Below are 7,835 nucleotides of genomic sequence, written 5' to 3'. Positions count from 1 at the left end.
CCGGCGCACCGTCGCCACGTTCATCCCGAGATCCCGCGCCACCTGCGCGTTACTGGCACCCGGTTCGGCGCAGGCCAGCACGATCCGCGCTCGGCCGGCCAGTCCCGACGCATCCACCGTCAAACCATGCAGCCGAACTCGCTCCGTGCTCGTTAACTTGATCTCTACGGCCGACGGGCCCGGATTTCCCATATGCTAATGATAAGAACTTATCCGCCGAATTTCAGGCGCATGACACTAGGGGTGCGCCGACGGGCGGAAACGGTATGCGAGTTGATCTGTTCGACCTCACCTGGTTTGCCATCGCTTGAGGAACTGATCATGCTGTAGAGCGTGACTGATCGGGACCCATCGTTATCGGCGCAGTTACGCATCACGCGGGCGAACGCGCGGTTCCAGCAGTGGCAGGCGCTGCTGGGAAACCGGGCCAAACGGCAGCGGGCCAAGGAGTTCCTGATCCAGGGCGTACGCCCGATCAGCCTGGCAATCGAGTTCGGCTGGCCGGTGCACGCGCTCATCTACGACGCCGAGCGACCGCTGTCGAGCTGGGCGAAGCAGATGCTGAAGGAGGCCGGCGGCGAGCGGGTGTCCATGGCCCCCAACCTGTTGCGGGAGCTGGGCGGCAAGGACGAGGACGTGCCCGAACTGGTGGCGGTGGTCGGGCTGCCCGACGATGAGCTGTCCCGTATCCAGGTGGGGCCGTCTTTCCTGGGCGCGGTGTTCGACCGGCCGAACACTCCCGGCAACATCGGGACCATGGCACGCTCGTTGGACGCGTTCGGCGGCGCTGGTCTGATCGTCACCGGGCACGCCGCCGACCCCTATGATCCTCGTTCGGTGCGGGCCTCCACCGGGTCGCTGCTGGCGCTGCCGGTGGTGCGGTCCCACTCCCACCGAGAGGTGCTGGCGTGGGTGGCGGAGCTGCGCGGCCGGGGCTTGCCGCTGATGGTGGTGGGCACCGACGAGAACGGCAGTCGCGAGGTCGCCGAACTGGACTTGACTGGCCCCACCCTGCTGGTCGTCGGTAACGAGACCACCGGGCTGAGCGCGGGATGGCGGCAGGCGTGCGACACGATGGCGCGCATTCCGATGGCCGGCTCGGCCAGTTCCTTGAACGCCGCCAGCGCGGCGACCGTGGTGTTGTACGAGGCCGCCCGCCAGCGCCGCAGCGGGACGAGCGGGACGAGTCCGTGATGCTGCCCGTGCGCGACCGCGTGACCCTCGTGCGCAAGCGCTGACCCCCCTGACCCCTCCGTCACACCGGCCCCGATGCCGGCTGTGCGCACCTGCCTGCGAACGGGGTGGTCGGCGCGGTGGTCAACGGGTCACGCGACGGTCAGAGGCCGCCGAGGTCGAGGCGTGCGCGCAGGGCGCTGGGCGTCTCGGCGAGATGCTTGCGAACCGTCCGGGTCAGGTGCGCGTGATCGGCGAAGCCGTACATGGTGGCCAGTTCGGCGAACTGGGCGCCTCCGTCGGCCATGTGTTCCAGCACGGCCCGCACCCTCAGTTCGTTGCGATACTCGCTGATCGTGCGCCCGGTGACGTGGCGGAAGATCCTTCCGACATGCTTGGGCGAGGCGCCGACCAGCCGGGCCAGGTCCGCGACACTGTCGTTGAGGTGACCGCAGGAGAGCGCCTCTTGCACGGCGATGGTCATGCGGCGGTGGATCACCCGCGTCGTGGGCGGCATACCGGGGCCGGGCCGCTCGGTCCGCGGCGGGAGAGCCGCCAGCAGGCTCTGCAACCGTTCACCCACCTCCAGGTGGTCAGCGCCTCTCCTGCAGGCGGACAGCAGCTCGCGATGGCGCAGGTCGAGCAAGGCGGTGATTGCCAGCATCCAGCCTGGAGCGCCCTGGACGCCCGCGACGTATTCGTCGTAGGCGTCAGGGGTCAACATGATCCAGGTGTAGCGGATCTCGCTCGCCGACGGATAGGCGAAGCGCTCTTCCAGCCCTTTTCTGGTCAGGTAACCGCTGGCCGCGTCGAGGAAGGAGTCCTGCCCCGACGCGTGCCGGCGGAAGCCCCCCATCCGCATCAGCACCACGGCGTCGCCGACGTCCGGAGCCCACGACGACCAGCCCTTGACCTGCCCTCCACTGCGGATGTCATGAACGGACATGCCCAAGCTGGGATCCTTGCCGAGTTCCTGTCGCCGCATGACATCCAGACTCGCCGCCCGATCGCCTTCACCGCCGTCGAAATCATCGCGGTTCGGCAACACATGGACCAGTCGCGCGATCTTCCAACAGAGCGCCACGCCCGCGACGGCCCCGGTGAGGCTCTCGCGGCGGGAGGCGCGGGCGCGGCCGGCGGTGAGGGCCGGCGGCGAGCCGAGGATGCGAATGTCGGACGCCGTGATGGCGAACGACCGGCGTCAGCGAATCGGCTGGATCAGCTGGGTGCGCCAGGTCGCCGGGGCGGGCCAGCTTGACGGATCGGGTTGTGTGCTGAGGTCGAACCAGTGGTAGATCTCCCACGCCCCGCCGTCAGGCTCGCGGTCGTGCTCCTTCAGCCATGCGCCCAGCAGGGCGTAGGTGTCGCCCAGGCTGTCGTGCGATCCGAGGTGCCACGTGGCGACGGCCGTGCCACCCGGCAGCTCGGCGGAGGCGACACGTCCCGCGCTGACAGGACGTCCGGCCACGGGCACGCCGACCTCCACGTCCGTCTCGCCCTCCTCGAAGGTGTGGTACCTGACGAAGGGCTGTCCCTCCACGCTCACGCCGGGCTGCTGGGTGTACTTCCACAGTTCCGAGAACCCTTCGCCCTGAGCCTCCGACAGGCGGGCGATCGCGACCGTCATCCTGATGCTCGCCGTGATCTGGGGATCGCGGTGGAGGATCTCGAAAGTGTGCCCGTGCGGCTGTTCCGTCATCGTCGTCCTTTCCTGGCCTGCAGGTCGTGCCTCATCCTTTCGGAGCCGGTCGGATCGACGCTTGAACATCGGTGCGCGACTGCGCCCGCCCCCTCAAGATCGGCCGATCCACCGCCTACGCAGCACTCGCGCGACGCTGACCAGCAGCTGTCCCACTCGCATACCGTTTCCGCCCGTTGGCACCCCTAGCAAGATCGTTCTCGTCGACAACGGCTGTCCGGCGGTTCCTCAGCCCCGTGGTCCGCGGGGCCCGACCTCGCCGCGGGCAGGCAGATGTCCGAGAGCAGCCACACCGACGTCTATCCCGCCGCCAACGCCACCGACGGCAACCAGGCCACCTACTGGGAGTGCACCGACAACACCTTCCCGCGACCAGGTCATGCTCAAGGTGCCGAACGGCTGGCCGAGCCGTACCCGGACGCGGGACGGGTTCCGGCGGGACGGGGCGGTGGCTTGCCGCGCGGGCGGGGTAGAGATCCCGGTATGCGCGCGTTCGCCTCGTCCGCCGACCTGACGGACAAGACCCAGACCCTGGAGATCGTCGGCGAGGGCGTCTACGCGCTCACCGCCGAGGGCGACCCGAACGTCGGCGCCGTCGAGGCCGACGACTTCCTGATCTGCTTCGAGGCCATGGCCACCCCGGCCGCCGCCCGCCAGTGGCTTGAGCGGCTGCGCGAACACACCGACAAGCCCGTCCGGTACCTGGTCCTGTCGCACTACCACGCCGTCAGGGTGCTGGGCGCCTCGGCGTTCGGCGCGGACGTCATCGTCGCGCACGAGAACACCAGGTTCCTCATCGAGGAGCGCGGCCTGCAGGACTGGGAGTCGGAGTACGGCAGGATGCCGCGCCTGTTCAAGGATCCCGGCTCGATCCCCGGCCTGACCAGGCCGACGCTGACCTTCACCGACACGGTCCGTATCGACCTCGGCCGGGGCAGGTTCCTCGAGCTCCGGCACCTCGGCAGGGGGCACACCGAGGGCGACATCGTGGCCTGGCTGCCGGACCAGCGGATCCTGTTCGCCGGCGACCTGGTCGAGGCGCAGGCGGCCCTCTACACCGGCGACGCCTTCCACCGCGAGTGGTCGACGACCACGCTCGACCGTGTCGCCGCGCTCGGCGCCGCGACCCTGATCGGCGGACGCGGGGCGGTCACGTGCGACGTGCCGGCGGCGATCGGGCAGACCCGTGACTTCCTCGAGGTGATGCTGCGCGAGGTCGGTGCGGTCCACCGGCGGTCGGGCACGCTGAAGGCGGCGTTCGAGGCCGCCCACGCCGCGCTGGCGCCCCGGTACGGCCGCTGGCCGATCTTCGAGCACTGCCTGCCGTTCAACGTCTCCAGGCTCTGGGACGAACTGGACGGCGTCGAACGGCCCATCATCTGGACGGCGGAACGGGACAGGGCGGTATGGAACCAGCTCCAGTCGTGATCGCGGGGGCCGGCCCGGTGGGGCTGGCCACGGCCCTGCTGCTGGCCAGGTGGCGGGTGCCGACGGTGGTGCTGGAGGCGGCGGCCCGCCGCGACCCCACGGGCTCGAAGGCGATCTGCTTCCAGCGCGACGTGCTCGACATCCTCGACCGGGTCGGCGTCGCCGCCCCGATGGTCGCCGAAGGCGTCACCTGGACCACCGGCCGCACCTACTTCCGCGAGCACGAGCTGTTCTCGGTGACCTTCCCCAGGGCGGAGGTGCCGCCGTGGATCAACATCTCGCAGGCGCGGGTCGAGGAACTGCTGTGCGCCCGCGTCGCCGCCGAGCCGCTCGTCGACCTCAGGTACGGCAGCGCGGTGATCGGCTACCGCGAGGACGCCGACGGCGTCGACGTTCTCACCGGCGACGGGCCGGTGCGCGGCAGCCACCTGGTCGGGGCGGACGGTCCGCGCAGCGCCGTACGCCGGCTGGCCGGGATCGGCTTCCCCGGCCGGTCGTTCGCCGACCTGTTCCTCATCTGCGACATCAAGGCCACGCTGCCCTTCCCCAGCGAGCGGCGCTTCTACTTCGACCCGCCGTGGAACCCCGGACGGCAGGTGCTCGTGCACCAGTGCCCCGACTCGGTGTGGCGGATCGACTGGCAGGTGCCGCCCGGCTTCGACCCCGGCACGGCCGACGTCGACGCGATGATCAGGCGGATCACGGGCAGCCTGCCGTACGAGATCGTGTGGTTGACCGTCTACCGCTTCCACTCGCGGGTGGCGGCCGCCTTCGGGCGGGGGCGGGTGTTCGTGGCCGGCGACGCCGCCCACCTGTTCGCGCCCTTCGGTGCGCGGGGCCTGAACTCGGGCCTGCAGGACGCCGAGAACCTCGCGTGGAAGCTCGCTCTGGTACGGCGGGGCGCCCCCGCCGCGCTCCTGGACTCCTACGACGTCGAACGGCGGGCCGCCGCGCTGGTCAACCTGGCGGTGACCGGCAGGACGATGGAGTTCCTGGTTCCGCAGAGCGCCGAGCAGTGGGAGTGGCGCAGGCAGGTGCTGGAGCGAGCAGTGCGCGACCCGCAGGCGCGGCGGTCGATCGACTCGGGGAAGCTGGCCGAGCCGTACTGGTACGTCGACTCGCCGCTGACGACACCCTCCCTCGTGCCGGTGCCGGCCGAACCGGGGGCGGCTCGGCCCCCGGTGCCCGGCGTGATCTGTCCCGACGCGCGGGTGCCCGGTGGGCGGCTGCGGCAGCGCTTCGGCCCCGGCTTCACGGTGCTGGTGGCGCGCGCGGACCGGGTGGAGCCGGCCGCGGCGGCCGTGGCCGGAGTCGCGCCCGCCGAGGTGGTCGCGCTCCCCAACCTGGGCCTCGACGCGGGTCTGCTCGACGCGGGTGCCGACAGCGTGCACCTGGTCAGGCCGGACGGGCATCTGGCGGCCGTACTGCCTGCCTTCTCCGCCGCCGGCCTGGCCGCCGCGCTCCGCAGGGCGACGGGCCATCAGCGGCGATAGTGCGGCACCCGCAGGGCGACGGGCCGGGCGACGGGCGATCAGCGGCGCGTGCGGTGATAGTGCAGCACCCCCAGGTCGATGGCGGCGAACAGGGCCACCGCCGCGGCGATGGCCGTCTCCCACCACCAGACCTCCCGGCCCGTGCGCATCGCCAGGACGGTGAACACCACCGTTCCGACGAGCGCCAGGGGCAGCGCGACACTCGACATGATCGTCCTGGCACGCAGCGGGCTCCGCGCGCTGACGGGCTCCGTGCCCTCAGGATGCCGCTGCCACATGACCGCTCCTCTCCGGCTCCTCTCACGCCAGGCAGCGCAGCGCTGTCGCGATCCTCTGGTCGACCGCGTGCTCCGGAGTCGTCCTGCCCACGGTGGCCTCGACGAACGCGGGGAACGACAGGCTGTCGCTGGCCCCGTCGGTGTACACCCACACGTGGTCGGCCATCGTCTCCACCTGCACCTTCGCACCCTGCTCGGCCAGCACCTGCCTGGCCAGCTGCAGCCGCCACCAGGTGCGCTGGTCGCGTTCGTCGTCCGAGACGGGCGCGCCCACGTCGTCGGCGTGCGTGGCGTACTCGGAGTCGTAGTGGTAGGTCTGCATGTCGACCGGGTACGGCCCCGCGGACGTCTGCAGGACGCCTTCGCGGCCGAGGGCGCGCATCCGCTCGCGGGTCTCCCCGTTCTTGGTCCGCCACTCCTCCAGCACCTGCTCGACGGGCAGTTCGCGGCGCTGCTCGACGCACCACTGGTTGAACTGGTCGAACCCCTTGACACCCTCGCGCTCGACCAGGTCGAAGAACCCCTCCACGTCGCCGTCGAGGCAGGCGTGGTTGTAGAGCTCCTCGCCCGCCAGGTGCGCGAGCACGTCACGCACCGACCAGCCGGCGCACCGGGTCGGCCGGTCCCACTCTTCCTCGTCGAGCGAGGAGAAGAACCTGTCGAGCCTGGCCGCCTCGGTGTCGAAGATGTCGAAAGGATCGAATTCCTTCAACTGCTCCATACCGAGAGCGCTACCCCGGCTCCGGGCCGTCACGCCTGCCGGCGGGCACTCACCGCAGGTAGGAGCCTCGGGCTCGGCGATGCCCCGCATCGTCGCGCGAAAAAGCCGGCCCGCGTGCGCGCGGACCGGCTTTCTCAGTGGTGCTCAGTGGTACTCAGCCGAGCTCAGTGGTGCTCAGTGGTGCCAGCTGTAGACGCGGACCCAGTCGGTACGGCTCTCCGAACCGTTGGTCTCGTCGTCACCGTCGTAGACGGCCTTGAACGTGCCGCTCTTCCAGGCGCGGGTCTTGGCGCTGAACTTGCCGCCCCACCGGGTCTCGGTGCTCGTGACGTACTTCCAGCCGCTGGAGCCGTTGGCGCGGAAGTAGATCTCGACCTCGCCGCCGCGCAGGCCGTCCCAGCCCTCGTCGTCGACCTGAAGGCGGCCGGAGAACCAGATGCTGCGGCCCTTCTTCACCGGGTCGGGGTTGGCCCTGAAGCTGGTGATGCGGGTGTCGGCCTTGCCGCCCTTCACCTCGACGTCGAAGGTGGCCTTGTCGCGGTCGGTCTCGCCGCCCTTGGTGGCGGTGGCGATGGCGCGCCACTTGCCCTCGTCACCGGAGCTGAAGGGGACCGTGAACTTCCAGTTGTCCCCGTTGGGGATGACGCTGACGTTCTTGGCCGCGAACGTGCGGATGTCGCTCACCGGCTCGACCCTGAGCTCGACCTTGGCGTCCTTCGTGGCCTCGACGAAGAACGTGGCCGTCGTCTCGCCGCCCTTGGCGACGACGACGGGGTCGGGCTGGATGTCGTGGATCTGGACGTCAAGGGTGGTGCGAGCCTGAGCGGCGGTGCCGCCGGTGACAAGCAGAGCGCCACCCATGGCGGCGGCGATGAGGCCTGCTGCGATCTTCTTCATGAGGGTGCTGATTCCTCTCCCCGTGTTGATGGGGTCAGGCTCGGGATTGCCCGACCCCCTCTACCACTTAGAGGCACACTAACGAGAAAAGGTTGACTCGAGAGAGGGGAAAGTTTTGCTCACAAAACGATCATTTGTGTGACCTG

The 7,835-nt window shown here is 70.0% G+C and carries 9 protein-coding genes; 3 read left to right on the top strand and 6 right to left on the bottom strand.

Annotation, left to right across the window (positions count from 1 at the left end):
• The coding region (locus tag ACWEVS_RS35480) for a helix-turn-helix domain-containing protein (RefSeq protein WP_452555078.1) at positions 1-192 on the bottom strand (192 nt) is incomplete at its 3' end.
• Between the two features lie 141 nt (positions 193-333).
• Between ACWEVS_RS35480 and ACWEVS_RS35475 the strand changes: the two genes are divergently transcribed.
• Positions 334-1,194 (top strand): TrmH family RNA methyltransferase, encoded by an 861-nt coding sequence (locus ACWEVS_RS35475; protein WP_452555076.1) that lies wholly within the window; start codon positions 334-336, stop codon positions 1,192-1,194.
• Between the two features lie 142 nt (positions 1,195-1,336).
• Here ACWEVS_RS35475 and ACWEVS_RS35470 read toward each other — a convergent pair whose 3' ends face one another.
• Together ACWEVS_RS35470 and ACWEVS_RS35465 are read right to left on the bottom strand one after the other, a co-directional pair.
• A complete protein-coding gene (locus ACWEVS_RS35470) occupies positions 1,337-2,257 on the bottom strand; it encodes a helix-turn-helix transcriptional regulator (RefSeq protein ID WP_449926895.1) in 921 nt (306 codons plus the stop codon).
• A gap of 117 nt (positions 2,258-2,374) precedes the next feature.
• Positions 2,375-2,872: a GyrI-like domain-containing protein gene (locus ACWEVS_RS35465; RefSeq protein WP_449926897.1), complete on the bottom strand. Its 498-nt coding sequence runs from the start codon at positions 2,870-2,872 to the stop codon at positions 2,375-2,377.
• 483 nt (positions 2,873-3,355) lie between these two features.
• Between ACWEVS_RS35465 and ACWEVS_RS35460 the strand changes: the two genes are divergently transcribed.
• Both ACWEVS_RS35460 and ACWEVS_RS35455 read left to right on the top strand, forming a co-directional pair.
• Entirely contained in the window at positions 3,356-4,300 is a 945-nt protein-coding gene (locus ACWEVS_RS35460; protein WP_452555082.1) for an MBL fold metallo-hydrolase, read from the top strand.
• Entirely contained in the window at positions 4,279-5,793 is a 1,515-nt protein-coding gene (locus ACWEVS_RS35455) for an FAD-dependent monooxygenase (protein ID WP_452555074.1), read from the top strand. Before ACWEVS_RS35460 ends, ACWEVS_RS35455 begins: the two co-directional genes overlap by 22 nt.
• Positions 5,794-5,831: 38 nt before the next feature.
• Here ACWEVS_RS35455 and ACWEVS_RS35450 read toward each other — a convergent pair whose 3' ends face one another.
• The 3 genes from ACWEVS_RS35450 to ACWEVS_RS35440 all read right to left on the bottom strand — a co-directional run bounded on the left by ACWEVS_RS35450 (position 5,832) and on the right by ACWEVS_RS35440 (position 7,689).
• The gene (locus ACWEVS_RS35450) at positions 5,832-6,071 is read right to left on the bottom strand and encodes a DUF6343 family protein (protein ID WP_449926903.1); all 240 of its coding nucleotides are present in this window, start codon (positions 6,069-6,071) and stop codon (positions 5,832-5,834) included.
• A 22-nt stretch (positions 6,072-6,093) separates the two neighbouring features.
• Positions 6,094-6,792 (bottom strand): maleylpyruvate isomerase family mycothiol-dependent enzyme, encoded by a 699-nt coding sequence (locus ACWEVS_RS35445; RefSeq protein ID WP_354918985.1) that lies wholly within the window; start codon positions 6,790-6,792, stop codon positions 6,094-6,096.
• Between the two features lie 174 nt (positions 6,793-6,966).
• Complete coding sequence (locus ACWEVS_RS35440; protein ID WP_354918982.1) at positions 6,967-7,689, bottom strand: hypothetical protein; 723 nt, start codon at positions 7,687-7,689, stop codon at positions 6,967-6,969.
• Positions 7,690-7,835 lie beyond the last annotated feature (146 nt).

This window comes from Nonomuraea sp. NPDC003754, assembly GCF_053605785.1.
This window is presented reverse-complemented; position numbering and strand designations above follow the sequence as displayed.